This window comes from Hymenobacter sp. APR13 (assembly GCF_000737515.1).
Classification (GTDB): Bacteria; Bacteroidota; Bacteroidia; order Cytophagales; family Hymenobacteraceae; genus Hymenobacter.
Genome location: NZ_CP006587.1, coordinates 2,536,538 through 2,560,282 on the forward strand (window position 1 = coordinate 2,536,538; position 23,745 = coordinate 2,560,282).

Genomic DNA, 23,745 nt, shown 5'->3' on the forward strand with positions numbered 1-23,745 from the left:
CTTTCTACTCGTCTTCTTCTTATGCGCAAGAACCTCGTTGCCGGCAACTGGAAAATGAACATGACCCTCCAGGATGGCCTGGCGCTGGTGTCTGAAATCACCAACATGGTGCAGGATGAAGTGACCGGCTCAGCGGTGGAGGTGGTTATCTGCCCGCCGTTTCCGTTCCTGGCTTCCATCGGCAAGCAGCTGCCTGCGGGCAGCCAGTTCCATCTGGGTGCTCAAAACTGCCACCAGAAGGAAAGCGGCGCGTTCACCGGTGAGGTATCGGCCAAGATGCTGCAGTCGGTGGGCGCGGAGTACGTGATTCTGGGCCACTCGGAGCGCCGCCAGTATTTCCGTGAGGACGACGAGCTGCTGAGCCAGAAGCTGAAAGCTGCCTTGGCCGCCGGCCTGAAGCCCATCTTCTGCGTGGGCGAAAGCCTGGAAACCCGCGAAGCCGACGAAACTTTCGACTACATCAGCAAGCAGCTGAAAGACGGCCTGTTCCACCTCAGCAATGAAGAGTTCGACCAGGTAGTTATTGCCTACGAGCCCATCTGGGCCATCGGGACCGGCAAAACGGCCACCAGCGCCCAGGCCCAGGAGGTGCACGCCTTCATCCGCGAGCAGATTGCCCGCGCCTACGACGCCGAAGCGGCCCTGAACACCACCATCCTCTACGGCGGCTCGGCCAACGCCCAGAACGCCCGCGAGCTGTTCAGCCAGCCCGACGTAGACGGCGGCCTCATCGGCGGCGCCGCCCTCAAGTCGCGCGACTTCACCGAAATCATCAAGTCGTTCTAGGTTACCACACGTAGCGTATGTCATCCTGAGGCGGTAGCCGAAGGACCTTGCCACACTGGAACGAAAATTGCCGTTTCCGCGTGATAAGGTCCTTCGGCTACCACCTCAGGATGACAGCTTTTTTAGGCCGCCCTAGCTTCTTTGTATGCTTTCCACTCTAATACTCTCCGGCCTGCTGGCGCTGAACCCTTTTGCCGCGCCGCAGCCGCGGGCGCCGTTTGTGGCGGCGTCGGCCGTAGCGGCTTCACTGGAGCCGTGCCGCCTCTACGGCTCGGTGTACTTGGAGCGCGACCCCAGCCGCCGCGGCTTCTGCTTCGGGGCGGTGTATGAGGAGCCGGAAGAGGCCTTCGCCGACGTGCTGGTGTTTCCGGAAAGCAACAAGCTCTTCGCCGACAAGCCCGGCCTGTGGTACTTCACCGAAACCCGCGACTTCGCCGACTACGTGCTGTTCGTGAGCCCGAACCGCGGCCTGGCCGACTTCAGCATCAGCTACACCAAAGTGCGCTCCTTTGCCGGCTGCCGCAAGCAGTAGCCGGTTTGTATCCATAAAAAAGAAGCCCTTGCTCAACTGAGCAAGGGCTCTTTTTTGGGCGTATGACCTACAGCTTCACCAGCTCTACGCGCCGGTTTTTGGCGCGGCCGGCTTCCGTGGCGTTGTCGGCCAGCGGCTTGGTCTGGCCGAGGCCGGTGGCTTGCAGGCGGCTGGCGGCCGTACCGGCTGTGGTTAGCGCCGCCACCACGGTGCGGGCCCGGGCTTCGGAAAGCTGCTGGTTGTGGGCCGAAGTGCCGGCATTGTCGGTGTGGCCCTGCACGGACAGGCGCAGCTGCGGATTCTGGCGTAGCAGCGCCAGCACTTCCGCCACGCCGGCCGCGGCCTCGGGCCGCAGGGTGGCCTTATCCGTGTCGAAGTTCAGGTAGAGGGCTATGTGGCCGTCCGCGTCTAGTTTTTTTTATGTCGGCGGCATTCACCACGCCGGCCTGCTGCTGCATGCCGGCTTTTTCGATAACGTTGAGCACGTAGTCGGAGCCGGTGGGCTGCATCTGCACCCACACTTCCTTGTCTTTCTGGCGGATGACGTACGTGTCGGCAGGGCCGGAAATGTTGGTGTCGTGCTTTTCGTACTCGTCTTCTCTAATAGCCTTGATGGCGTCCTGCGACACCTCACCCGACGACACTTTCACGCCGCCCAAGCTCTTGATCAGGTTTTCGTAGTTGCGCTGCTGCATCAGCTCCGAAGCCGGCTTCTCGGAATCCACGGGGCGGAAGTGGCGGCTCACGATGCGGCCTTCCACGGCCACCAGGTTTTTGCCGTCGTACACGTAGGCGCGGTCGAAGTCGAAGCCGGTACTGTCGCTGTCGTAGGGGGTGTGGTAGCCTTTCAGGCCGCTCAGATAGGGCCAGGCGCCCAGGCTGGCGCTGCTTACGGGCACGGTGCTGAGGTCGAAGGTGGCACCCGGGGCGGTGGTGGCGGCCGCCGTTTCGGTAGCGGCTTCGGTGGTGGCTGGCGCCTCAGTAGTGGTGGCGGCCGTGGTGTTTTCGGTGGTAGTGGCGGTGTCTTCGGCGGCGTCTTTCTTGCCGCAGGAGGCCAGCAGGCCCAGCAGCGCGCAGGAGGCTACGAGTCGAATCGTTGTTTTCATAAAAAGGTGGTTGGAAAGAGGAAGGTTGGAGCTTCAAAGGAAGTAATATTTATATACATCAATAGATAGCTGAAGCCGGCGGCGGTTTAACCGGCCGCGTTGGCCCGGCCCGATTTTCCTGCGACCTTTGCGGCCCGGCCCGGCCGGCTAACCCTGATTTTTTCCTTCCTGACTATGGATTTTGTTGAAGTGCGCGTGCTGGCCCCCCGGGAGCTGGCCGACATTCTGGTGGCCGAGCTGGCCGAAGTAGGCTACACCACTTTCGAAGACAACGACGAGGGCTTCTGCGCCTACATCGACGAAGACCAGTTTGCGGCCGACGCCGTAACCGAAATCATGAGCCGCTACGAGGGCCAGGGCGAGCTGGGCTACGAGCACCGCGTGATTACGCGCCAGAACTGGAATGCCGAGTGGGAAAAGAACTTCGAGGCGCTGGTCATTGCCGATAAGGTGTCGGTGCGGGCGCCGTTCCACGAGGCCCGGCCCGACCTGGAGTACGAAATCGTGATTATGCCCCGCATGTCGTTCGGCACCGGCCACCACGACACCACGGCCCTGATGATTGCCAACCAGCTCGACGTAGACCACCAGGGCAAGCGCGTGCTGGACATGGGCTGCGGCACCGGCATCCTGGCCATTATGGCCGTGCACCTGGGCGCGAGCTACGTGCTGGCCGTGGACGTGGAGCCCTGGACCGCCGAAAACGCCGCCGACAATGCCCTCGAAAACAACGTGCAGGACAAGGTGGAAGCCCGCCTCGGCGACATCACCGCGCTGGAAGGGGAGGCCCCGTTCGACATCATCCTGGCCAACATCAACCGCAACGTGCTCCTCGACGACATGGGCGCTTACGGCCAGTACCTGAAGCCCGGCTGCCCCATTCTGTTCTCGGGTTTTTACGAGGAAGACCTGGCCCTGATCCGGGCGGCGGCCGAGCAACACGGCCTGCGCTACGGCAGCCACCGCACCCAGAACCACTGGGTATCGGCCATTTTCTATCAGGCGTAGTAGATTTCGCCAACAGCAAAAAAAGAAGGCCCGCACTACCGAGTAGTGCGGGCCTTTCTTGTTGAAGGTCAGGGAAAGATTAGAGGCAGAGCGCCAGCCATTCCTCGTCGGAAAGGCCGTAGTCTACGGGGTTTTCGTGGACCAGTGCTTTGCAGTTGAGTGCGGGCAGCACGTCCTGCGGCGACACCAGGAAGTGGCGGGCCAGCCGGTCGAGGGCGGCTTTGCCCCGGCGCACGATGATGGTGCCGCACTCGGGCCGCACCTGCACTTCAGGATCGACGAGTAGCAGCATTTCCTTCCACTCCGATACGGTAGCGGAAGACTTGCCTAGGCGTTGCGTGATGTCGTCGCGCAGCGTCTGAACGGCGCGCAGCAGCGCGTTCGGGGCGAGGGCAGAAAGCCGGGAAGCAGCGTTTAGCATAAGACAAGGCAAAGGAGAAAGTTCTGCTTATAAGATACGCAGATACATTCCGAAAGATACCGTTTTAGCTGAGCTGGGCGGTAAACTTTGCAAGAAATTTGTGTGTCTGTTGCATTATTTATTGCTGTCGGGTGGGCCCGAAATCAGTTTGGCACTGACGCTGATTGTAGGACGGTAGGCGAGGTAAATAGTCCGAAACCAGCAAAATACCGGAGCGGGTGCCGCCATGCCTCCGAGTATGCCGACTATTAACGAAATTGTAGGCGACTTATCAGGTTCCGACGAATTTTCCTATGAAGCAATTCGCTTTCGGGTGGCTGAGCGCCCTGCTGCTGGCACTGAGTATGCCCGCCCTGGCCCAGCAACCCAAGCCGCAAACGCCTGCCCGCCAGCAGCCTGCCGCCACCCCGGCCGCCGTGCCGCGCTTTAATGGCAAGCTATCCGCCGACCCCGCGCAGTTTATCCAGGATGTGCAGCTGATGATGGCGGCCACCAACAACGCGGCCGCCAAAAATACGGCCGCCAAGCTGCAGCAGCTCTGGGGCAGCAGCAAGCTCACGGCCACTCAGCAGGGCACCATTGTGGCCCTAACCCAACAGATGCAGACCCTGGGCTACAAGCCCCGCCCGCACCTGGAGGCCCTGTTCGGGGCCATTGTGGCCGGGGCTACCGTGCAGAACTTCACCGACCGCCAGACCGACGAGCTGCTGGACGTGCTGACCAAAACCGTGCGTCGCGACCCGGGGCCGGAAGCGGCCAAGTTCATCAGCAGCACGGCCCAGTTTCTGGATACCAAGGTGCTGTATAGCTCGCGCTACAGCTCGTTGCGGGTGGTAGGGGGCAGCTTCTCCTTTGCCTACAACGACCAGGACATGCCCAGCATGGCGCCCGCGCCAGCTCCAGCGCCCGCCCCCGTTTCGGCGCCGGTAGTCACGCAGCCGCTCAACACCAAAGCCGCCGCCAAGCCGGCCGCCAAGAAGCCCGCCAAAAAGCGCAGCTCCGACGGCTGGGACACCGCCGACCTGTGGAGCAGCAGCGGCAGCGGCTGGGGCGACAGTAACGACGGCTGGGGCACGCCCAAGAAAACCACCAAAGCCGCCCCCGCCAAAGCCGGCGCCACTCCCGCCGCCACTCCCGCGCCGGAGCCGGTGTATGAGCCCGCGCCCTACTTCGACAGCTACGTGGCCCCACCCACGCGCGGCCCGGTGCTGCTGCTCAAGGACGCCGACCTGTTCATTTCCAGCAGCGCCGACTCCGTCACCATCACCAAAACCAGCGGGGCCGTGCTGCCTCTCACCGGCAAGTTTGTGGGCTACGGCGGCCAGTACGCCTGGCAGGTGAACGGCAACCCTGTCACGGCCGACCTCAGCACCTACGACTTCGACCTCAACCGCCCCGAGTTCACGGCTGAGCCCGTGACGCTGACGTATCCGGCAGTGCTGGAAGCGCCGGTGAAAGGCGCGCTATCCTACAAGAGTGTGAAGAAGAAAGCGGGCACCGCCGACTCCGGCTACCCGCGCTTTATCTCGCTCACCAACGACGCCCGCGTCAAGAACATCGGCGACAATATCCGCTACTACGGGGGCTTCTCGCTGGCGGGCAGCCGCACGCTGTCGGCCTCGCTGGATGGCTCGTTGTCGCGCATTTTCGTGGACGTGGACGGCAAGCCCAAGTTCCGGGCCGACAGCCGGGCCTACGTGCTCGGCGACTCGGTTATCACGGCGGAGCGGGCTTCGGTGTCGATTTTCGAGGACAAGATTGACTCGCTCACCCACCCCGGCGTGAAGCTGAAGTTCAACAAGAAGGCGCAGATTCTGCAGTTGGCCCGCGAGGCCGGCCTCTACAAAACCACGCCCTACTACGACTCCTACCACCAGATGGAAATCACGGCCGAGATGCTGACCTGGCCCATCCGGACGCCCGATATCCAGTTCTCCATCCTGACGGCCAAAAACCAGGTGACGGCCAACTTCGAGAGCAAGGAGTTCTACACCAACACCCGCTACCAGCAGATCAAGGCCATCAACAAGCTGCACCCGCTGCAGATGGTGGTGGGCTTCAGCGCCGAAAACGGCAACCGCAAGCGCTTCACGGTGCAGGAAGTGGCCGATTTCCGCAAGCTCAAGCCCGAAAACGTGCGCTCCGCCGCCGCCGGCCTCGCCCGCGACGGCTACGTGGACTGGAACCCCCAGACCCAGCAGATTACGCTGCGGCCCAAGGCCCTGCACTACGTGAATTCCTCGCGCGGCAAGAAAGACTACGACCACATTGCCATCAAGAGTCTGTCGCCGTCGGGCAAGAACGCCACCCTCAACCTCACCAGCAACGACCTGATTGTGCGGGGCGTGGACCGCTTCAACTTCTCCGACGACTCCGTGACGGTGTTCGTGAAGCCCGACTCCAGCATCATCCGCATCCAGAAAAACCGCGGCGTGCTGTTCAATGGCACAGTGGTGGCCTCGGCCTTCGTGTTCAAGGGCAAGGAGTTCCGGTTCGACTACGACGGCTTCTTCATCGACCTGGCCCAGATTGACTCCATCATCGTGAAGGGCAAGAACTCGAAAGGCTCGGTGATGAAGGCCCGCAAAGACACCGACTTCACGCTCACCAATAAGAAGAAAACCTCCACCGGTAAGCTCTACATCAACCACCCCAACAACAAGTCGGGGCGCAAGAAGCTGGGCGCTTATCCGTCGTTTGACGCCACCACCGGCGCCTACGTGTACTTCGACAAGCCCGAGGTGCTGGGCGGCGCCTACGACACCACGGTGTACTTCGACATTCCGCCCTTCAAGCTCGACTCGCTCAACAATAAAAACCGCTCGGCGGTGGGCTTTAAGGGCACGTTCGTGAGCGGCGGCATCGTGCCCGACATCAAAACCAAGCTCAGTCTGCAGGAAGACGGCTCGCTGGGCTTCACCTACGACCTGCCCAAGGAAGGCGTGCCGGTGTATGGCGGCAAGGGCCGCCTGTTCAATAAGGTGAAGATGAGCAACCGCGGTATCCAGGGCATCGGCGACGTGAAGTACCTGACCAGCACGCTCAGCTCCGACCAGTTTATCTTCTACAAAGACTCCGTAGTGACGGTGGGCAAGGCCGGCACCATTCTGCCGGGGCCGCTGAACGGCACCGAGTTTACCAAAGTGAACCTGCCGCCTGGCTACCAGATGAAGTGGGCCGTGAAGCAGGACTCGATGTACCTGAGCACCCAGGCCGGCACCGCGGGCAAGCCCATGCTGCTCTACGGCGACCAGTACGGCTTCAAGGGCGTGGCCACCCTCTCGCCGGGCGGCCTCTACGGCGACGGCCGCATTGAAGGGCCGCAGTCCTTTATCCGCGCCACTCAGATTGCCTTCAAGCCCACCAGCTACAGTGGCAAGCGCTCCACGCTCAGCATCAAGTCGGCGGAGCCCAACAAGCCCGCCCTCACGGCCAACAACGTGGCCTTCGGCTACGACGTGAAGAACGGCAACACCATCTTTGCCCGCGAAGCCGACGACAATAAGTCCAGCATCGACCTGCCGTATTCCGAGTACAAAACCACGCTGTCGGGCGGGGTCTGGGACTTCAAGAAGAAGCTGGTGCAGCTGAAGGTGGCGCCCGGCGCCGACTCTACGCGCTCCTACTTCTACTCGACCCGCAAAGACCAGAACGGCCTGAAGTTCCGGGCGGCTACCGGTCAGTACGACCTGGCCCGCTACCGCCTGGTGGCCGGCGGCGTGCCCTACATTGCCTCCGCCGACGCCTGGATTTCGCCGGACTCCAGCAAAGTGTACATCCTGGCCAATGCCCAAATGCGCACCTTCCAGAACGCGGGCATCGTGATGGACACGCTGGCCAAGTTCCACAAGCTGTATCAGGGCGAAATCAAGGTTCTCTCGCGCACGGCCTTCACCGGCAACGCCCTCTATAGCTACAAAAACGCTGCGGCCGACTCCTTCGCCATCAAGTTCGCCAACTTCCAGGTCGACTCGGCGGCAGTGGGCATGGGCTCGGCGAAAGGCACGAAGCCGGTGGCGGCCAAGAAAGGCGGCCTGCTCAAGCGCAACGACGACAGCGGCAACGCCCCGCTCTCGCCGCCCACCACGGCCGTGGCTACTATTGATGCCAAAGACAAGTTCCACCTCGCGCCGCGCATTGCCTACCGGGGCGGCGTAAACATGAGCTCCAAGCGCAAAGGCTTCATCTTCGATGGGCAGGCGCGGCTGGAGTTCAGTAAGGTGCCCACCGCCGCTGAGTGGTTTGCGGTGCAGGACTCCATCGACCCCAAGGCCATCCGACTGCGGATTCCGGAGCCCGGCGTGAAGGCTGCCGACGACAACCTGTTCACGGGCCTGTTCCTGTCCGACGGCACGGGCAAGGTGTACCCGCTCTTCGCCGGCCCCAAGCCCGACATCATCGACCGGAACTTCTTCCAGGCGGGCGGCACGCTGGCCTTCGACCAGAAGAAGGGCGTGTACACCATTGCCAAGCACGACCTGGCCGACCCCAACCAGTACGAAGGCTCGGTGCTGAGCTTCGTGGATTCCACTTCGTCGCTGCGCTTCCGCGGCAAGCTCAACTTCATCAACTCCAGCAAAGACTACGGCATCACGGCCTCCGGCGTGGGCACCGCCCGCCCCGACAGCAACCGCTACTCCATCAACAGCTTCCTGATCTTCGACATCAACCTGCCGGAGAAAGCCGTGGAAGCCATGGCCGCCGATATGGCCACCAACACCAAAGGCGCGCCCGAAGCCCTCGACGGCTCGCAGGACGAGCTCTACAAGCTGGCCGAGTTCATCGGCAACAAGGCCGTGCAGACCTACGCCGAGCGCCGCGGCAAGTACGAGCCGCTGCAGAAGCTCTCGGCCAAGATGCTGCACACGGTGGTGCTCAACAAGGTGAATCTGCGCTGGAACGAGAAGTTTAAGGCCTGGTACTCGGTGGGCAAGATTGGCCTGGTGAGTGTCGGCAAGAAGGATCTGAACGCGCTGATTGACGGCTACATTGAAATCCGGAAAGGCGAAAACAACACCGACGAGGTGAACCTCTACCTGGAAGCCGAGCCTCAGACCTGGTACTTCCTCAAGTACTCGGGCACGGCGCTGCTGGCTAAGGCCCAGCACGGTTCCTTCGACGAGATTGTGGGCCGCGCCGCCAAAGGCGACTACAACACGGCCACCCAGTACGGCTTCTTCCTCGGCGACGACCAGGAGGTGCAGCAGTACCTGACGCACTTCCGCAAAGACTACCTGCGCGAAGACCCCAAGAAGATCAAGGCGCCGGTATCGTCGGGCGCACAGAGCACCGGCAACTTCGACTTCGACCAGGATACCAGCAAGAAGAAAAAGAAGAAAGGCAACGAGCCCGCCTTCGATGCCGACGGCATGCCGATTGAGGAAGCCCCGGTCGAGAAGAAGAAGAAAAACAAGAAGGAGGAAGCCGCCTTCGGGGCCGACGAAACGCCAGTGGAAGACACCAGCAAGAAGCCAGCAGAAGACACCGGCAAGAAGGCCAAGAAAGCCGCCGAGCCCGTAGCCGCCGACCCCGCCGACGAAGAGCCTGCCGTAGACCCCAAGCAGGCCAAGAAGGAAGCCGAGCGACTGAAGAAGGAAGAAGAGAAGAAAGCCAAAGAGGACGCCAAGAAGAAGAAAAACAACGAAGACGACCCCTTCGGCGACTCCTAAGCTACCAGCGCCCCGGCCCCCGGCCGGGGCGTTTTGCGTTGTAGCACAGGCTTCAGCCTGTGCAGTGCAGCGTATGTCTTGCCGGGCCTCCTTGCTGCGGCCCTACACGCCGTTGGCCAACTGGCGCGCGGAAGCGTATGCAGCACTTTCTATCTTTGGCCCTGTTCCTCTCTCTGTGCCCATGAATCTTGCTATCATCCTCGGCCTGCTGCTGGCCGCCTACCTGCTTGGCTCCATCCCCACGGCCCTGTGGGTGGGCCAGCGCTTCTTCGGCCTCGATATCCGGGAGCATGGCTCCGGCAACGCCGGCGCCACCAACACCTTCCGGGTGCTGGGCAAGAAGCCGGGCTCCTTTGTCATGGCCATTGATGTACTGAAAGGCTGGGCCGCCACCTCGCTGGCTCAGGTGATGCTCAATCAGGGCGCCATCACGCCCGGGCAGCTGCTGTATTTCCAGCTGGCCTGCGGTATTCTGGCCATTGTGGGGCACATCTACCCGGTGTTTGCGGGGTTCCGGGGCGGCAAGGGCGTGGCCACGGTGCTGGGCATGATGCTGGCCATTGCGCCCGCCACGGTGGGCGTGTGTGTGCTGGTGTTTCTGGCGGTGCTGGCCACCACGCAGTACGTTTCGTTGAGCAGCATGTCGGCCGGGGTGGCGTTTGCGCTGCTGCAGCTGCTGCCGGCGTTTCGGCCGCAGAATCCGCTGCTGGTGTGGTTCGGCTTTATCCTGGCGGCGCTGCTCGTCTACACCCACCGCGCCAACATTGGGCGGCTGCGGGCCGGCACCGAGAGCCGCGTGCCGCTGCCGTGGAAGAAGTGAAGTAGAAAGCTGGACTAAGATGAAAAGACGCTGCTTATTGCTGCTTGTGAGTGGCCTGACGTCTTGTGCAGATTGCCAGGAGTACTACCGTGAGCAAATTCTACCGATGGAAATTAAAGCGGTAGTAGTTAAAAAATACAACGACAGTCTTAATCATACTTATCCGAGGATAGGTATCCAGCAGCCAAAGGGTGATAGTGAGTTTACCTTGTATTTCTACGACAGGAGCCACTTATGGGACTCGCTGCTGGTAGGCGACAGCCTGAGAAAAGAAGCTGGCACGATGGAGTTCTACCGCATACGAAATGGTCGACGGAGTCTATTTGAAGTAAGCTGCGAATAGTAGCAACTAGGGAGACAGTATCTATCTGCTTTATAGTATCTGTTCCTGTCTGCCTGAATTTTCTTCATAGCAGACAATACCAAGTTGTTGGCTGCTATCTGATAGCACTGGGCGCGACCCACAAACGGTTACTGTAACGCTAGGGCTTACCGCGGGGGCGTGGTATGTTTGTACATCGGTTGGGCGCGGCTTCAATCACTATTTACTACCTCACTTCTTCCTAATGGCTGATATCGTCCTGATTGAGGAATCGTATGGCTCTATGCTGCTGGCGCGGGAAGTTCCCTGCCTGATTGTACAGTGGCATGGCTTTGCCAACCGCCAGCAGTTTCAGTCGCTCATGGAGCGGGGCCTGGACCTGTACATCGAGGAAGCCACCCGCACCCAGCCGCTGGGCTGGCTGGCCGATACGCGCCTGATCAGCGCCATCACTCCCGCCGACCAGACCTGGCTCGATACCGTCTGGAACCCCCGGGCCTACGCCGCCGGCATCCGGCACGTGAGCTTCGTGCTGGCCGAAAACGTGTTCGGGCAGATTGCCGTGCAGAACTACACGGCCAACACAGAGGCAGCCGCCGCCTACGTCATCGAGCCTTCCCACCACCGCACCCTGCCCGAGGCCAAGCGCTGGCTACGCAACGCGCTGCACGGCTAGCCTGTTTTTTCGCTCTTCCCCATCGGCCAATAGCGCCGGAAGGTGGTTGCTGTCTTTTGCCCTCTACTACCCATGAAACAGACCCTACAGAATGCGCTGGGCCGCACCTATATCAGCGTGGAGCAGGATACCGCAAACCGCTGGATTGCGGTGGACTGGATGGGCTACCTCACCACCGACAGCATCAAGGCCGGCGCCCGGGCCTACACGGAGGCGCTGGCTAGCTCCGGCTACCAGGCCGTGCTCAACGATACCCGCAACGTGCTCGGCCCCTGGGACCATTCCATGGACTGGGTGATCAACGAGTGGGCGCCCAACGCCGCCGCCGCTGGCCTGCGCTATCTGGCCATGATCAGCACACCCGATTCCATGGCCGACTCTTCGGCGGCCACCTTCTACGCCCAGCTCAAGGCCTTCCAAACCCGCATCTTCGACAACGAAACCGACGCCAAAGCCTGGCTGCGGCAAAGCTTGGCGGCGCTGCGGTAGCGCGCTGCCCGCTACGCCTGCGTTGGCTACTTTTACCCCCGGATTCCCCACTAACCCCGCTTCCCGCATGGCTTCTCTCCTCGAACAGCACCAGGACCGTTTTCTGAGCGAATTGCTCGACTGGCTGCGTATCCCTTCGGTTTCGGCCGACCCCAAGTTTCACGGCGACGTGCTGAAAGCCGCCGAGTACCTCAAGGCCCGCTTCGAGGAAGTAGGGCTGGAGAAGGTAGAGCTGTGCCCCACGGCCGGCAACCCCATCGTCTACGGCGAGAAAATCGTTGACCCCAGCCTGCCCACGGTACTCGTGTACGGCCACTACGACGTGCAGCCCGCCGACCCGTATGAGCTCTGGGACTCGCCGCCGTTCGAGCCCGTCATCAAAGACGAGAAGATCTACGCCCGCGGCGCCTGCGACGACAAAGGCCAGGTGTATATGCACGTGAAGGCCCTGGAAATGATGAACCTGGACGGTGGCCTGCCCTGCAACATCAAGGTGATGATTGAGGGCGAGGAGGAAATCGGGTCCAACAACCTCGGCATCTTCGTGCGCGCCAACAAGGAAAAGCTGAAGGCCGACGTCATCCTTATTTCCGACACCGGCATGCTCGCCAACGACGCGCCCAGCATTGAGGTGGGGTTGCGCGGCCTGAGCTACCACGAAGTGGAAGTGACCGGCCCCAACCGCGACCTGCACTCCGGCATCTACGGCGGGGCCGTGCCCAACCCCATCAACGTGCTCTGCAAGATGATTGCCTCGCTGCACGACGAAAACAACCACATCACCATCCCCGAGTTCTACAACAACGTGGCGGTGCTGACGGACGAAGAGCGCGCCGAGCTGAACCGCGTGCCGCACTTCGACGACGAGTTCAAGCAAAGCATCGGCCTCAATGATGTGTACGGCGAGAAAGGCTACACCACCGTGGAGCGCATCGGCATCCGGCCCACTTTGGACGTGAACGGCATCTGGGGCGGCTACACTGGCGAGGGCGCCAAAACCGTCATTGCCTCCAAGGCCTACGCCAAGATTTCGATGCGCCTGGTGCCCTACCAGACTTCCGACGAAATCACGGCCCTGTTCCAGAAGCACTTCGAAAGCATTGCTCCCAGCGGCGTAACGGTGGTCGTGAAGCCCCACCACGGCGGTGAGCCCGTCGTGACGCCGACCGACTCGGTAGCCTACAAAGCCGCGGCCGACGCCATGGAAACCACTTTCGGCAAGCGCCCCATCCCCACGCGCGGCGGCGGCTCCATCCCGATTGTGGCCATGTTCAAAACCGAGTTGGGCCTCGACACGGTGCTGCTGGGCTTCGGCCTCGACTCCGACGCCATCCACTCGCCCAATGAGCACTACGGCGTGTTCAACTTCCTGAAAGGCATCGAAACCATACCGCACTTCTACCGCAACTACGCCGCGGCCATGAAGGCGTAAGGAGTGGTTGTATAAAAGCAAAAAGCCCGGTTCCTACGTAGGAACCGGGCTTTTTGCTTTTGAAGGCCGACGGTCAGTAGCGCAAACTTTTTAGTTCGCGCTACTACCTACCGATTATTTGCCGGGCAGCAGGAAGCCTACCGAGGCCTGGAACAGCGAGTTGCGGGCATTGCGCACGTCGGCGTCGCCGGTGTAGCCGTCTTTGCCGAAATCCGTAAACGAGCCGTTGTAGCGAATGCCTAGCATCAGGCCGTTATCAGCCTGGTAGCCCAGCCCGGCGGCATACCCGATTTCGTTGCGGTTCACGTTGTCGAGGTCGGCCACACCTTGGCGCTGGAAGGCCGTGTTGCCGTTGACCGACACCTTGGATTCGTCTTTCACTTTCAGTAGGTAGCTGTACTGCGGGCCGGCTTCAAAATACACGCCCCCGGCGCGCACTTTCAGTAGCACCGGCACGTCGATGTAATTGTAGGTCCTGTCGCCGTCGTATTTAACGCGGGTGCCGGCAATGGTAAATTCATCGTCGGCGTAGGTGAAGCCCTTTTGCGAAAACAGTACTTCCGGCTGCACCGACAGGAAACCGTCGTCGAGCAGGCCAATGTTGAGCATGGCGCCGCCGTGGAAGCCAACTTTGTTTTTGTAACGGTCTTCTTCGGTCAGGTCGCCGGAGATGTTGGACAGGTTAGCGCCGCCTTTCAGGCCGAACCGGATGCCCTGCGCGTGGGCGGAGGCGCCACCCAGCAGCAGCAGGGCAAACAAGGCAACAGAAGTCTTTTTCATGAGAAAACACGGTTGAGTGAATACCAATGGCCTATACGAGCCACTCTGGCAAGTGGACTAAGGCCACAAAAAAACGGCCATTTCTTCGTGCGAAAAAACGGCCGTTTTTAGAAAGTATTGCGCCAGACGATTACTTGCCCAGCGGCAGCAGGTAGCCTACTTGCAGCATGAAGGCATCGTTGAATGCTTTAGGCTCACCATCAATATTTTTGGTATCGATAAGCGAGTTGAAGCCACGGTTGTAACGCAGCCCAACGCTCAGGCCGCCTTCGGTCTGGTAGCCTAGGCCGGCAATAGCACCGATATCGAAGCTAGCCAAGTCAGATTTGCCATCCGATTCCCCGGATACTGCTTCATCTTTACGGCCGTCGCTGAACTTGGTAGTGGTTTCCGTGTCCTGGCTGGAGCGGGCCAGATAACCTACCTGTGGGCCTAACTCGAAGAACAAGCCACCAGCATTGATTTTCGCCAGCAACGGCACATCGATATAAGTCAGCTTGCGCTTGGTTTCAATTTCGAGGCTGCTAATTGCGCCGGTAGGGTTTTTGAATTTCTGCTCGATCTGGTAGCCTTTGCGGTTCACCAGCACCTCAGGAGCAAATGAGAAGAAGCCGTCGCTGGAAAGCGGGATGGTGAAGGCAAGGCCTGCGTTGAACCCGAGCAAACGATCAGACAGATCGGTGTCGTAGGTAGGGCCTGTGATCTGCTGAACATCTTTACCGGCGAGGTTGGCATACGTAGCGCCACCTTTGATGCCGATGCGGAAACCACCTGCGTCCTGGGCGTGAGCAACAGCAGTAGCAGACACTAGGGCCAGCGTGAGGGCAAGAGACTTTTTCATGAGAATAGGTGAGGGGGTGGAGGTGGCAAACACACAACGGCAACACAAACCCGGGCCAGAGGCCACTATGCGGGCCGTTTCAGGGCCTCTTAGCGAAGGAAGTACTCGAAATGTTGCGTTGAGTTGAAAAATTAATCTGGGCAATACGTGCGGGTAGCAGCGCTTCAGATGCCTATTTTCGGGCTCGTTTTGCTGTCGTATGCCTTTTTATATTCGATTGATACTGAAGCTTACAAGGGCGTTTTTGCTGCTGCTGGCCGCACCTGTACAGGCGCAGTCACCCGCGCCCGGCCCCTTGGTGATTGGGGCCTACGCGCAGGGAAGTTTTATTATGGCCCATACCCCGGCCATCAACCATCTGGCCGTATCGCACCCCACGGGGCTGGAGCTGAACCTGCAGCGCCAGACCAACGGCTCGGAGCCTTGGCACGCCTGGTACCGCTACCCTAAAATCGGGCTGGCGCTGGTATATTACGACTACCACAATCCCGTGCTGGGCCAGTCTTACGCCTCCACTATCTACCTCAACAAACGGTTTTTGTACTCGCCCCGGCATGAGCTGAACTTCCGGCTGGGCACTGGCCTGGCTTACTTCACTAATCCGTTCAGCCTCGAAACCAACCACAAAAACACCATCGTCAGCTCGCGCCTGAACGCTACGCTACAGATGCGCCTGGAGTACGACGTGGCCGTGGCCGAGCACCTGGGGCTGCTGGTGGGACTGGGGCTGAATCATTACTCCAACGGCGCCACCACCAAGCCCAACTTCGGCATCAACCTGCCCACCGTGTTTCTGGGGCTCAACTACCACCAGCAGCGCCCCTTCGTGCCGCTGGCCCCGCCCGCCGACGACACCCCCGCCGACCTGGGCCGGAACTTCCTCAACCTGAGTACCAGCCTGGGCTTCAAGCAGCGCAGCGCCATCGACCGCCACAAATACCTCGTGCACTCGGTGTCGGTGCTGGGCGGACGCCGCATGGGACGCAAAAGCAACCTGCTGGTGGGCCTCGAAGGCTTCTACGACCGCAGCCTGCTGTCCCAGCTGCGCGACACCGCCCGCACCACCGAGAATCTGCCCGACGTGAAAAAAGCCGGTGCCATTATCGGCCACGAGCTGCTGTTTGGCCGCCTGGCCGTCGTCACGCACCTGGGCATCTACTTCTACAATCCCTACAAGTCCAATGCGTTCTACTACGAGCGGATCGGCCTGAAATACCACGTCACCGACCGCCTTTTCGGCGCCGTCGACCTCAAAGTACACCGCGGCTCCGCCGACGTAATCGAGTGGAAAGTGGGCGTGAAGCTGTAAATGGTGGATATGTGGGCTGGTGGGTTGGTGGGTCGAACGTCATGCTCAGCTTGCCGAAGCATCTCTACCGCTTCGCTGAAACGTCATTCCGAGCAGCGCGAGGAATCTCGCGTGCTTTCGCTGGGCATGGTTACCCAACGAAGCGGTAGAGATGCTTCGGCAAGCTCAGCATGACGTTCAACCCACCACGCCACCAACCCAGCAACCCGCTACTTCACCAGCGCTTGGTTGATGCGTTTGATCAGGCTGGGGCCTTCGTACACGAAGCCGCTGTACAGCTGCACCAGCGAGGCGCCGGCCGCCAGCTTTTCCTGCGCGTCCTCGGGTGAGTGAATGCCGCCCACCCCGATAATGGGCAGTGCGCCCTTGCTGTGCTGATGCAGGTAGCGCACCACCTCCGTGGCGCGCTGGCGCAGCGGGCGGCCGCTCAGGCCGCCGGCGCCCAGGCTCTGCACGTGGCTGGCGGGCGTTTGCAGCCCGTTGCGGCTGATGGTGGTGTTAGTAGCCACGAGGCCGCTGAGCTGGGTTTCGCGGGCTATCAGCAGGATGTCGTCGAGCTGGGCGTCGGTGAGGTCGGGGGCTATTTTGAGCAGCAGCGGGCGGGGCGAGGGCAGCGTGGCGTTGCGCTCCTGCACCTGCTGTAGCAGCCGGATCAGCGGCTCGCGCTCCTGCAGCTGCCGCAGCCCCGGCGTATTCGGCGACGACACGTTCACCACGAAGTAGTCGACCACGGCGTGTAGCGCCTCCACGCAGGCCACGTAGTCGTGGGCCGCCTGCTCGTTGGGCGTGTCCTTGTTCTTGCCGATGTTGCCACCCACAATCAGGCCGGCCGGACGCGGGCCGCGCAGGCGCTCGGCGGCGGCGGCGGCGCCCTGGTTGTTGAAGCCCATACGGTTGAGCAGCGCCCCGTCCTGCGGCAGCCGGAACAGGCGCGGCGTGGGGTTGCCAGGCTGCGGCCGCGGCGTCACCGTCCCGATTTCCACGAACCCGAAGCCCAGCTCGCCCAGCTCCGGCAGCAGCTCGGCGTTTTTGTCGAGGCCGGCGGCCAGCCCCACCGGGTTGCGAAACCGCAGCCCGAACACCTCCCGCTCCAGATCCGGATGCTGAAAGTCGTAGAGCCCGCGCAGCAGCGCGGCCCCGCCCGGCACCCGGTGGGTGCGCCGTAGGTTATCGAACACCAGATGATGCGCTTTTTCTGCGTCGAGCTGAAAGAGCAGGGGCTTGAGTAGGGCTTTGTACATGGCTGACCAGCGCGTTTCCGGAAGACAAAGCTCCCACTTATTCCGTTAGCGGACACGCGGTCTGGCAACAGCTCCTGAAAAATTTATTTTGAAAGATATATACCTGAAAACTAGCTGAATCGGGTGGGCAACACGGGCTGCCTGACCGCAAAGGCAGAAAAAAGCTTGCAGGAAGTGAAATGACCTAGTACTTTTGCCATCCCTTCAGCAGGAAGCCAAGGCCACTGCAACGGGAACTGATTCTGTAGCTCAGCTGGTAGAGCAATACACTTTTAATGTATGGGTCCTGGGTTCGAATCCCAGCGGGATCACCAAAACCCTCACTGCGAAATGCAGTGAGGGTTTTTTATTGTTGCTTACCGGAAGCCAAAGTCCCTGCAAGCCCAGGTCGTACAGCCATCCGCAACTTGCCCGGCATCCAGTCCCGCGCCAACTACAAAATCCGCGAAATCCGAAAAATCCGGTTAAATCCGTGATTCAGCCGGCCCAGCCTTCGCGGTCGAGGCTGCGGTATTGGATAGCTTCGGCCAGGTGCGGCAGCTGAATTTCGTCGGCTTTGGCCAAGTCGGCGATGGTGCGGGCCACTTTCAGAATCCGGTCGTATGCGCGGGCCGAGAGGCCGAGGCGCTCCATGGCGGTTTTGAGCAGCGTGCGGCCGGCGTCGTTGATGGCGCAGATGTCCTTCACCATTTGGGGCGGCATCATAGCGTTGGAGTGGATGTCGGGGAAATCCTGGAAGCGGCGCGCCTGCACCTGCCGGGCGGCATCCACGCGGCGCTGAATGGCCTGGCTGCTCTCGGCCTTGCGCGTTTCCGTCATCTGGTCGAACGTAACGGGCGTGACTTCCACGTGCAGGTCAATCCGGTCGAGGAGCGGGCCGCTGACTTTGTTGAGGTAGCGCTGCACCACGCCGGGGCCGCACACGCACTCTTTCTCGGGGTGGTTGTAGTAGCCGCAGGGGCAGGGGTTCATGCTCGCAATCAGCATGAAGTTGGCCGGGAAGTCGATGCTGACCTTGGCCCGCGAGATGGTCACGCGGCGCTCCTCCAGCGGCTGGCGCATCACCTCCAGCACCGTGCGCTTGAACTCCGGCAGCTCATCCAGAAACAGCACGCCGTTGTGGGCCAGCGAGATTTCGCCCGGCTGCGGGTTGCCGCCGCCGCCCACCAGCGCCACGTCGGAAATGGTGTGGTGCGGGGCCCGGAAGGGACGGGTGCCCAGCAGTGAGGCGTTGGCGCCCAGCTTGCCGGCCACCGAGTGAATCTTGGTGGTTTCGAGGGCTTCCTGAATGGTCAGCGGCGGCAGAATGGTGGGCAGGCGCTTGGCCAGCATGGTTTTGCCCGCGCCGGGCGGCCCGATCATGATGACGTTGTGGCCACCGGCCGCCGCTATTTCCAGAGCCCGCTTGATGTTTTCCTGGCCCTGCACGTCGGCGAAGTCGGCGGCATACTGGTTGGCGTCGAGCTGAAAAGCGTCACGCGTGTCCATCACCAGCGGCTCAATGGCCAGCCGGCCCTCAAAGAAGTCGATGGCCTCCTGCATGGTGTCCACCGGAATGATGTCGAGGTTGTTGACGATGGCGGCCTCGCGGGCATTCTCACGGGGCAGGATGAAGCCCTTGAAGCCTTCTTTGCGGGCCTGAATGGCAATCGGTAGCACGCCTCTGATAGGCCGCAGGGCGCCATCCAGCGCCATTTCGCCCATGATGATGTACTCGCCCAGTTGCTCGGTGCTGAGCTGCTGCGAGGCGTGCAGGATGCCCAGCGCAATGGGCAGGTCGTAGGCCGAGCCTTCCTTGCGGATATCGGCCGGGGCCATGTTCACGACTACTTTGGTGCGCGGCATTCGCAGCCCCCGAAACTTGAGGGCCGCCTCAATGCGCTGCTGGCTTTCCTTGATGGCGTTATCGGGCAAACCCACCACGTAGAAATTGGTGCCCTGCGATACAACTACTTCAATGGTAATGGTATAAGCGTTTACTCCCTGCACGGCCGAGCCGAAGGTTTTGGTAAGCATAGGATCCGTCGGTAAACAATAAAGTGGAGTAGCAATATAGCCGAAATCCTACATCCCGGCGCATACAAATTCGCCCGTAGCTTCTATCGGCTCAGCGGGTTAGGCCGGGCCGGGAAGAAGCTACGGGCGAAAGAATACAGCAGCGGCAGAACCGCCGGAAGCAGGCAGGTAGAACGGGCTAGCTGCCCTGTTCGTCCACCAGCTGCTCGATGAGCATAATCATGATGTGAATGGCCTTGATGTGGATTTCCTGCACCCGGTCGGCGTAGCCGTGGTGCGGGGCCCGGATTTCCACGTCGCAGACAGCGGCCAGCTGGCCGCCGTCCTTGCCGGTGAGGCCCACTACCTGCATGCCGGCCGCTTTGGCAGCTTCGGCGGCGCGCAGCACGTTGGGCGAGTTGCCGCTGGTACTGATGGCCAGCAGCACGTCGCCGGGGCGGCCCAGGGCCTCCACGTAGCGGCTGAAGACGTGGTCGTAGCCGAAGTCGTTGGCCACGCAGCTCATGTGCGAGGCCTCCGTCAGGGCAATGGCGCCCAGCGCGGGGCGGTTCTGGCGGTAGCGGCCAGTAAGCTCCTCGGCAAAGTGCTGGGCGTCGCAGAGGCTGCCGCCGTTGCCGCAGCTCAGGATTTTGCCTTTCTGGCGCAGGCTGCCAGCCATGAGGCGGGCAGCCTGCTCGATGGCCGTGAGGTTGGCGGGGTCCGCCAGAAAACGGTCCAGCACGGTGCGGGCTTCGGTCAGCTCCGCCCGGATGAGGTCGGGGAGGGAAACGGGGGTGTTCACGGCGCGAAGATAAGCCGGCTACGCCAGCGGCGCCTCGTCGCGGGTGGTGGGGCGGGGGGCGTCGGGCGGCACGGGGGCCGGCACTACGTAGCCCTCGGGGTGCACGGTGGTGCCGGTGCGGGGCGCGCCCAGGCCGGGGCTGCGCTGCTCCAGCTGCTGGTCGTAGAGGCGGGCCTTCAGTTCGTTGATTTTGCCTTCGTGGGCGGCCACGTTGCGGCGCAGCAAGGTGCTGTCGAGGTTTTCGGTGATGAGTTGCAGGGTGAGCAGCACGGCGCCCGTCACGAACAGGGCGTAGTAAAAGCCGGCGGCGTTGCTACCCGCCGTCACGGCCATCAGGCCGTCGCGCGAGCCGGGGCTGAGAATGAGCAACAGAGCCAGCAGGACATAAAGCATCACCAGAATGGTGACCAGACGTTTCAGCGCAAGCATGAGGTAGCAGAGCTAGGTGAGTGAACAATGGGCCCGTGTACGCGAAAACGCCGCAGGCGGGTTAAATATAGTGGTTCACTTATTCTAACAGGCTGTCAGCCTCGGGCTGAAGTGGTGCCGCCTGTCCCGATGAAGGTCGGGCGCCGGCCAGCCGTGCCTGCAGCTGCCGTAACTTCTGGCGCTCAATCGGGAAGAGGCTGTCGGTGGGCTGGCGGCGCAGCGAGTCCAGCAGGCGGGTGGCGGCCAGCGTGTCGGCGGCGGTCAGCAGCGAGTCGGCGCGGAGCAGGGCGGTGTCGTAGGCCATGCTGGCGGCTATTTTGCGCTGCAGGGCGGCCTCGGTGGCCTGCCGGGCGGGCTGCTGCTGCGCCTGCCGGAACTTGCGCCACAGCCACGTGCCGCCCTGGGCCAGCAGCAGCAGCACAATCAGGGTGGCAACCCAGCGGCGCGTAGTATCAGAGGAAGTCGCCATACCGCCGGCCGGACCTTAGCGCGCCATGGCGGCCGTATCGGCCAAAACGGTGGAATCGGCTACCACTACGGGGGCGGTGCTGGCGGCCTGGCTGGCCCGGATTCGGTCTTCCAGCGCCGCGCTCCGCTCGGTGAGCTGCTCCATGCGGGTGGCCGAATCTGTCTGCTGCTCTTGGCGCCAGTATTTATAGGCGAAGCGCAGGCCAATCATCACCAAGGCCAGCGTCCAGAACCATTGCGACTTATACCACGGAACCTGAGGGGTAGACATAATTTTAGGGATTAAGGAGTAGGGATTAGGGCCTAGGAATTAGGCAGCGCAATATGCTGGATTTGGTGCAATCAATGGCACGTAAGGAAATTAATCTAACCCAAGTTGAGGCGTAGCCTCTGCGGGGCGGTATGTAGGTAGCGTCATAGTCAATGAAACGAACAAAGCCCCGGCGGGGCGACACTTGGACGGTGCAGTCAAGGTGTCGCCCCGCCGGGGCTTACGGAAATGTTCCGTTGCTGCTTCTACCAATATACCGCCCCGCTGGGGCTGCGTGGCTACTCCGCAACTACTCCGCAGCGTGAGTTACTTGTTCGGTAAGATTCAAGTACCGAGCCTTAAGTGCTTCTGCCAAAACCTCAACGCACCGCCGCATCAAGTGGCTGAAGCATCTTTTTGGAAGCTGGAATCTGGTTTTGTTAGAAACTCTACTCTCCAGCCCCTATTCCATAATCCCCAGTCCATAATCCCCAATCCCTACACCAGCGCTGCGTTGGTGGCCTGCATCTGGCTGAGGCGCTGGTAGAGGCCGCCGGGCTGGCGCAGCAGCTCGTCGTGGGTGCCGCGCTCGGCAATGCGGCCCTGGTGCAGCACAATGATTTCGTCGGCGTGCTGCACGGTGCTCAGGCGGTGGGCAATGACCAGCGAAGTGCGGCTCTGCATGAGGCGCGTTAGGGCTTCCTGCACCAGCTTTTCGCTTTCAGTATCGAGGGCCGAGGTGGCTTCGTCGAGGATGAGGATGGGCGGATTGCGCAGGATGGCGCGGGCAATGCTGAGCCGCTGCCGCTGCCCGCCCGACAGCCGCCCGCCCCGGTCGCCGATGAGGGTGTGGTAGCCCTCGGGCGTGGCCATGATGAAGTCGTGGGCATTGGCAATGCGGGCCGCTTCCATCACCTCGGCCTCGGTGGCTTCGGTGTTGAAGCGGATGTTGTTGAGGATGGTGTCGTTGAACAGGATACTTTCCTGCGTGACGATGCCCATCTGCTCGCGCACCGAGTGGATGGTGCAGTCGCGTACGTCGTGGCCGTCGATGAGGATCTGGCCACCGGTGGGGTCGTAGAAGCGGGGCAGCAGGTCGGCGAGGGTGCTTTTGCCGGAGCCGCTGGGGCCTACCAAGGCCACGGTTTTGCCTTTCTCAATGGTCAGGTTGATGTCCTGCAGCACCGGGGCGTCGGCGTAGGCAAACTGCAGGTTGCGCAGCTCAATCTGCTGCCGGAACTCGGGCAGCACTTGGGCGTCGGGCTTGTCGCGCAGCACGGGGTCGGTGTCGATGATGCTCAGCACCCGCTCGCCGGCCACGAGCCCGCGCTGGATGTTGCCGAACGACGACGACAGGGCCTTGGCTGGCGTGAGCACCTGTGAGAAGATGACGATGTAGCCGATGAACGTGGCCGCCGACAGGTTGGACTCGCCGCCCAGAATCAGGGTGCCACCAAAGTACAGCAGCCCCGCCACCACCGTGACGCCGGCAAACTCCGAAAACGGCGAGGCCAGGTCGCGGGTGTTGTCGATGCGGCGCGAGGTGCGGGCGTACTGGTCGTTCTGGTCTTCAAACTTGCCGGTGATGTAGGCCTGGGCGTTGAACGCCTTCACGACCCGGATGCCGCCCAGCGTTTCGTCAATCACGGACAGCATGGAGCCGAGTGTACTTTGGCTGCGCTTGGCCTGCGTGCGCAGGCGCTTCGACAAGCTCGCAATCAGCCCCCCGGAAATGGGTAGCAGCACCAGGGTAAACAGCGTAAGCTTCACCGAAATGCTGAACAGCACGATGAAGTAGAAGATGATGGTGAGCGGCTCCCGGATTACGCCGGTCAGGGTGTTCACCACCGACGTTTCCACTTCCTGCACGTCGGACGTGAAGCGCGACATCAGGTCGCCCTTCCGCTCGCCGTTGAAGTAGCCCAGCGGGAGCTGAATGATGCGGTGGTAGAGGTCGAGGCGCAGGGCGCGGATGACGCGGGCCCGCACCCGGGCAATCAGCCGGAAGCTGAGGTAGCGGAATACGTTGCTGAAAAACACCGAGGCCACTACGAATACGCATACAAACGACAGCGCCCCCAGCTTGCCGCGCTCGGCTATCACCTGCCCGAAATGGTAGTAAAAAGTGTCTTTGAAATACTCCGCCGACAGCGAGAAACCAGGCAGCGCAGCAGGCACCGGCGACTTGTCGGTGGTATCAAACAGCACGTCCAGCAGCGGAATGATGAGCGTGAAGTTGAAGATGCTGAACACAATGGTCAGCACCGTGAGCAGCAGGTAGAGCGGCAGAAAGTCGGCGTAGGGCCGGGCGTATTGCAGAATGCGGAGGTAGGTCTTCATCGGTAGCCACAAAGGTAGCATTGTAGCAT

21 protein-coding genes and 1 tRNA gene are annotated in these 23,745 nt (G+C 61.5%); 10 read left to right on the forward strand and 12 right to left on the reverse strand.

The window, feature by feature from the left end; translation table 11 throughout:
• Nucleotides 1-21 precede the first annotated feature (21 nt).
• Nucleotides 22-786, forward strand: a complete 765-nt coding sequence (gene tpiA, locus N008_RS10550; protein WP_044015844.1) for a triose-phosphate isomerase — start codon at nucleotides 22-24, stop codon at nucleotides 784-786.
• Between the two features lie 145 nt (nucleotides 787-931).
• On the forward strand, nucleotides 932-1,318 hold the full coding sequence (locus N008_RS10555; protein WP_044015846.1) for a DUF6150 family protein: 387 nt from the start codon (nucleotides 932-934) through the stop codon (nucleotides 1,316-1,318).
• A gap of 67 nt (nucleotides 1,319-1,385) precedes the next feature.
• Here N008_RS10555 and N008_RS10560 read toward each other — a convergent pair whose 3' ends face one another.
• Both N008_RS10560 and N008_RS10565 read right to left on the reverse strand, forming a co-directional pair.
• Nucleotides 1,386-1,649, reverse strand: coding sequence for an OmpA family protein (locus tag N008_RS10560; protein ID WP_052381429.1), 264 nt, complete (start codon nucleotides 1,647-1,649; stop codon nucleotides 1,386-1,388).
• A 31-nt stretch (nucleotides 1,650-1,680) separates the two neighbouring features.
• Nucleotides 1,681-2,424: a hypothetical protein gene (locus N008_RS10565; RefSeq protein WP_044015848.1), complete on the reverse strand. Its 744-nt coding sequence runs from the start codon at nucleotides 2,422-2,424 to the stop codon at nucleotides 1,681-1,683.
• 174 nt (nucleotides 2,425-2,598) lie between these two features.
• Between N008_RS10565 and prmA the strand changes: the two genes are divergently transcribed.
• Entirely contained in the window at nucleotides 2,599-3,432 is an 834-nt protein-coding gene (gene prmA, locus N008_RS10570) for a 50S ribosomal protein L11 methyltransferase (protein ID WP_044018614.1), read from the forward strand.
• A gap of 79 nt (nucleotides 3,433-3,511) precedes the next feature.
• Here prmA and N008_RS10575 read toward each other — a convergent pair whose 3' ends face one another.
• Nucleotides 3,512-3,853 carry a hypothetical protein gene (locus N008_RS10575; RefSeq protein ID WP_044015850.1) on the reverse strand — a complete coding sequence of 114 codons (342 nt, stop codon included), beginning with the start codon at nucleotides 3,851-3,853 and terminating at the stop codon, nucleotides 3,512-3,514.
• A 293-nt stretch (nucleotides 3,854-4,146) separates the two neighbouring features.
• Between N008_RS10575 and N008_RS10580 the strand changes: the two genes are divergently transcribed.
• The 5 genes from N008_RS10580 to N008_RS10600 all read left to right on the forward strand — a co-directional run bounded on the left by N008_RS10580 (nucleotide 4,147) and on the right by N008_RS10600 (nucleotide 13,261).
• On the forward strand, nucleotides 4,147-9,522 hold the full coding sequence (locus N008_RS10580; protein WP_044015851.1) for a hypothetical protein: 5,376 nt from the start codon (nucleotides 4,147-4,149) through the stop codon (nucleotides 9,520-9,522).
• Between the two features lie 181 nt (nucleotides 9,523-9,703).
• Nucleotides 9,704-10,342, forward strand: coding sequence for a glycerol-3-phosphate 1-O-acyltransferase PlsY (gene plsY / locus N008_RS10585; RefSeq protein ID WP_044015853.1), 639 nt, complete (start codon nucleotides 9,704-9,706; stop codon nucleotides 10,340-10,342).
• Between the two features lie 566 nt (nucleotides 10,343-10,908).
• Nucleotides 10,909-11,340, forward strand: coding sequence for a hypothetical protein (locus tag N008_RS10590; protein ID WP_044015854.1), 432 nt, complete (start codon nucleotides 10,909-10,911; stop codon nucleotides 11,338-11,340).
• A 72-nt stretch (nucleotides 11,341-11,412) separates the two neighbouring features.
• Nucleotides 11,413-11,829: a hypothetical protein gene (locus N008_RS10595; protein ID WP_044015856.1), complete on the forward strand. Its 417-nt coding sequence runs from the start codon at nucleotides 11,413-11,415 to the stop codon at nucleotides 11,827-11,829.
• A gap of 67 nt (nucleotides 11,830-11,896) precedes the next feature.
• Nucleotides 11,897-13,261: a dipeptidase gene (locus N008_RS10600; RefSeq protein WP_044015858.1), complete on the forward strand. Its 1,365-nt coding sequence runs from the start codon at nucleotides 11,897-11,899 to the stop codon at nucleotides 13,259-13,261.
• Nucleotides 13,262-13,375: 114 nt separating this feature from the next.
• Here N008_RS10600 and N008_RS10605 read toward each other — a convergent pair whose 3' ends face one another.
• Complete coding sequence (locus N008_RS10605) at nucleotides 13,376-14,041, reverse strand: porin family protein (protein ID WP_052381430.1); 666 nt, start codon at nucleotides 14,039-14,041, stop codon at nucleotides 13,376-13,378.
• Between the two features lie 130 nt (nucleotides 14,042-14,171).
• The gene (locus tag N008_RS10610) at nucleotides 14,172-14,882 is read right to left on the reverse strand and encodes a porin family protein (RefSeq protein ID WP_044015860.1); all 711 of its coding nucleotides are present in this window, start codon (nucleotides 14,880-14,882) and stop codon (nucleotides 14,172-14,174) included.
• A gap of 331 nt (nucleotides 14,883-15,213) precedes the next feature.
• Between N008_RS10610 and N008_RS21595 the strand changes: the two genes are divergently transcribed.
• Nucleotides 15,214-16,191, forward strand: coding sequence for an acyloxyacyl hydrolase (locus tag N008_RS21595; protein WP_197062836.1), 978 nt, complete (start codon nucleotides 15,214-15,216; stop codon nucleotides 16,189-16,191).
• A 209-nt stretch (nucleotides 16,192-16,400) separates the two neighbouring features.
• On the opposite strand, the gene N008_RS10620 is transcribed toward N008_RS21595, so the two are convergent.
• The gene (locus N008_RS10620; protein WP_044015862.1) at nucleotides 16,401-17,432 is read right to left on the reverse strand and encodes a quinone-dependent dihydroorotate dehydrogenase; all 1,032 of its coding nucleotides are present in this window, start codon (nucleotides 17,430-17,432) and stop codon (nucleotides 16,401-16,403) included.
• Between the two features lie 238 nt (nucleotides 17,433-17,670).
• On the opposite strand from N008_RS10620, the gene N008_RS10625 reads away from it, so the two are divergent.
• Nucleotides 17,671-17,746, forward strand: a tRNA-Lys gene (locus N008_RS10625).
• Nucleotides 17,747-17,909: 163 nt separating this feature from the next.
• Here N008_RS10625 and N008_RS10630 read toward each other — a convergent pair.
• The 6 genes from N008_RS10630 to N008_RS10655 all read right to left on the reverse strand — a co-directional run bounded on the left by N008_RS10630 (nucleotide 17,910) and on the right by N008_RS10655 (nucleotide 23,716).
• On the reverse strand, nucleotides 17,910-19,448 hold the full coding sequence (locus tag N008_RS10630; RefSeq protein WP_044015864.1) for a YifB family Mg chelatase-like AAA ATPase: 1,539 nt from the start codon (nucleotides 19,446-19,448) through the stop codon (nucleotides 17,910-17,912).
• A 178-nt stretch (nucleotides 19,449-19,626) separates the two neighbouring features.
• On the reverse strand, nucleotides 19,627-20,229 hold the full coding sequence (lpcA, locus tag N008_RS10635) for a D-sedoheptulose 7-phosphate isomerase (protein ID WP_044015866.1): 603 nt from the start codon (nucleotides 20,227-20,229) through the stop codon (nucleotides 19,627-19,629).
• 18 nt (nucleotides 20,230-20,247) lie between these two features.
• Nucleotides 20,248-20,658: a hypothetical protein gene (locus N008_RS10640; RefSeq protein ID WP_044015868.1), complete on the reverse strand. Its 411-nt coding sequence runs from the start codon at nucleotides 20,656-20,658 to the stop codon at nucleotides 20,248-20,250.
• Nucleotides 20,659-20,737: 79 nt separating this feature from the next.
• Nucleotides 20,738-21,127 carry a hypothetical protein gene (locus N008_RS10645; protein WP_156109219.1) on the reverse strand — a complete coding sequence of 130 codons (390 nt, stop codon included), beginning with the start codon at nucleotides 21,125-21,127 and terminating at the stop codon, nucleotides 20,738-20,740.
• 15 nt (nucleotides 21,128-21,142) lie between these two features.
• A complete protein-coding gene (locus tag N008_RS10650) occupies nucleotides 21,143-21,397 on the reverse strand; it encodes a hypothetical protein (RefSeq protein ID WP_156109221.1) in 255 nt (84 codons plus the stop codon).
• A 477-nt stretch (nucleotides 21,398-21,874) separates the two neighbouring features.
• Nucleotides 21,875-23,716: an ABC transporter ATP-binding protein gene (locus tag N008_RS10655; protein WP_044015873.1), complete on the reverse strand. Its 1,842-nt coding sequence runs from the start codon at nucleotides 23,714-23,716 to the stop codon at nucleotides 21,875-21,877.
• Between the last annotated feature and the right edge of the window lie 29 nt (nucleotides 23,717-23,745).

Bases quoted from the DNA above. Each gene is read 5' to 3' on its own strand.
- N008_RS10655 (WP_044015873.1), bottom strand. From the start codon at position 23,716: ATGAAGACCTACCTCCGCATTCTGCAATACGCCCGGCCCTACGCCGAC.
- N008_RS10590 (WP_044015854.1), top strand. From the start codon at position 10,909: ATGGCTGATATCGTCCTGATTGAGGAATCGTATGGCTCTATGCTGCTG.
- N008_RS10565 (WP_044015848.1), bottom strand. From the start codon at position 2,424: ATGAAAACAACGATTCGACTCGTAGCCTCCTGCGCGCTGCTGGGCCTG.
- N008_RS10605 (WP_052381430.1), bottom strand. From the start codon at position 14,041: ATGAAAAAGACTTCTGTTGCCTTGTTTGCCCTGCTGCTGCTGGGTGGC.
- N008_RS10595 (WP_044015856.1), top strand. From the start codon at position 11,413: ATGAAACAGACCCTACAGAATGCGCTGGGCCGCACCTATATCAGCGTG.
- prmA (WP_044018614.1), top strand. From the start codon at position 2,599: ATGGATTTTGTTGAAGTGCGCGTGCTGGCCCCCCGGGAGCTGGCCGAC.
- N008_RS10645 (WP_156109219.1), bottom strand. From the start codon at position 21,127: ATGGCGACTTCCTCTGATACTACGCGCCGCTGGGTTGCCACCCTGATT.
- plsY (WP_044015853.1), top strand. From the start codon at position 9,704: ATGAATCTTGCTATCATCCTCGGCCTGCTGCTGGCCGCCTACCTGCTT.
- N008_RS10620 (WP_044015862.1), bottom strand. From the start codon at position 17,432: ATGTACAAAGCCCTACTCAAGCCCCTGCTCTTTCAGCTCGACGCAGAA.
- N008_RS10575 (WP_044015850.1), bottom strand. From the start codon at position 3,853: ATGCTAAACGCTGCTTCCCGGCTTTCTGCCCTCGCCCCGAACGCGCTG.
- N008_RS10610 (WP_044015860.1), bottom strand. From the start codon at position 14,882: ATGAAAAAGTCTCTTGCCCTCACGCTGGCCCTAGTGTCTGCTACTGCT.
- N008_RS10640 (WP_044015868.1), bottom strand. From the start codon at position 20,658: ATGCTTGCGCTGAAACGTCTGGTCACCATTCTGGTGATGCTTTATGTC.
- N008_RS10580 (WP_044015851.1), top strand. From the start codon at position 4,147: ATGAAGCAATTCGCTTTCGGGTGGCTGAGCGCCCTGCTGCTGGCACTG.
- tpiA (WP_044015844.1), top strand. From the start codon at position 22: ATGCGCAAGAACCTCGTTGCCGGCAACTGGAAAATGAACATGACCCTC.
- N008_RS10630 (WP_044015864.1), bottom strand. From the start codon at position 19,448: ATGCTTACCAAAACCTTCGGCTCGGCCGTGCAGGGAGTAAACGCTTAT.
- N008_RS10600 (WP_044015858.1), top strand. From the start codon at position 11,897: ATGGCTTCTCTCCTCGAACAGCACCAGGACCGTTTTCTGAGCGAATTG.
- N008_RS21595 (WP_197062836.1), top strand. From the start codon at position 15,214: ATGGCCCATACCCCGGCCATCAACCATCTGGCCGTATCGCACCCCACG.
- N008_RS10650 (WP_156109221.1), bottom strand. From the start codon at position 21,397: ATGTCTACCCCTCAGGTTCCGTGGTATAAGTCGCAATGGTTCTGGACG.
- N008_RS10555 (WP_044015846.1), top strand. From the start codon at position 932: ATGCTTTCCACTCTAATACTCTCCGGCCTGCTGGCGCTGAACCCTTTT.